The 1,428-nt window shown below is 71.8% G+C and carries 1 protein-coding gene and 1 pseudogene; both read right to left on the bottom strand.

From position 1 onward, the window contains the following. Window positions 1–274, bottom strand: a pseudogene (locus ONA70_RS36245) (fused MFS/spermidine synthase); the annotation flags it as partial. 36 nt (window positions 275–310) lie between these two features. After that, entirely contained in the window at window positions 311–1,348 is a 1,038-nt protein-coding gene (locus tag ONA70_RS36250) for a coiled-coil domain-containing protein (RefSeq protein WP_406601307.1), read from the bottom strand. Window positions 1,349–1,428 lie beyond the last annotated feature (80 nt).

Here is a 1,428-nt window from a genome sequence, read left to right on the forward strand (position 1 = left end):
GCAAAGTGCGCGGGTCCCGCCGGTCGGCGAGCCAACCGCCGATCCACGCCCCGTACGCGATGGCGCCCAGCGCCATGCCGATGACCGAGCTGGTCACCTGGAGGGTCACCCCGACGTACGGGCCGACCAGGCGGAGCGAGACGGTCTCCAGGACCAGCACGGCCCCGCTGGAGAGGAAGACCAGGAACGCGGCGAGCCCGTTCGGCAGGGCTCGGGGCGGGGTCGGCGCGGCCGGCGCGGACTCCACCACGAGGTCGGACGATGTACTGCTCACCGTCGCGATGCTACGCAGCGTTCCGGGTGCTCCGGGTCAGTACATCGAAATATGAACATGGTTTGTGTGGTCGGCGGCCGGACTGCCACCGCCGCTGTACGCCCGCCAACCGGTGTTCGGCATCCAGATCTGCCGGTACCAGATCACGTACATGATGCCGAGCCGGCCGGCGTTGTTCTTGGCCCAGCTCGCCAGGCTGTCCCCGTACGCCTTGTCCCCGCCGGTGGCCGAGACGTTCTCGAAGCCGCCGGTCGCGGCGGCGAAGTCGCAGGCCCGTCCCTTGGGGTGCTCGCCGTCGCCACCACTGCGGTAGCAGGAGACGTAGCGCTTGTAGCCGGCAGCCTTGGCCTGCTGGAGCATGTGCAGGGTGCGCGGCGTGATGCAGCCAGAGGTGGTGGGGTCGCTCACCGAGCAGGACTCCGACGGCCACGAGCCGTCCGGGTTGCGCGGTGCCGGCTTGGCCGACGAGGAGCCGCCGCTGAACCCGGAGCCGGCCCCGGAACTCACCTTGGCCAGGGCGACCTCGGCGTCCCGCTTCTTCTTCGCCAGGATCGCGAGCTGCTTCTGCTGCTCGCGGACCTCGGTGTCGATGGCGACCTTGGCTTGGGCCGCCTGGGCCCTGGCCTCGGTCAGGTCGTGCAGGCGCTTGCTGTCCCGCTGGGCCATCACGTCCAGCTCGGCGGCGCGCTTGAGGAAGTCGTTCGGGTCGGCACTGGCCAGCAGCATCGACGCCGGAGTGAGCCGACCCACCCGGTACGACTGCGCCGCGACCTCGCCCACCTGCGCGGTCAGCGCGGCCAGCCGTACCTCGAGCTGCTTGTACTCGACGGCGAGCGCGCCCTGTCGGCGCTTGGAGTTGTCCAGCCGGGCCTTGGCCTCGATGTGCCCCTTGGCCGCCGCTTCGAGGGCGGCCCGGAGCTGCTTGCTGCCGCCCTCGTCGGGGGCGCTGGGGCTGGGCGCCGCGGCGGCCGCCCCGGCCGGAGCGAGGCCCGCGCCGAACAGCAGGGCCGTCGCGGTGAGCAGCGCCAGCAACGGGCGGCGGACGCGCCGCCGGATGAGCCTGGTCCTGGGCACGAAAGGTCCTTCCGTCGACCGCCGGCCCCCGGGTCGAACTACGTCGCGGTCGAACAGGCGCTGATGCGGCGCAACGTCAA

The organism is Micromonospora yasonensis, from assembly GCF_026013475.1.
In the GTDB taxonomy this organism is placed as follows: Bacteria; Actinomycetota; Actinomycetes; order Mycobacteriales; family Micromonosporaceae; genus Micromonospora; species Micromonospora yasonensis.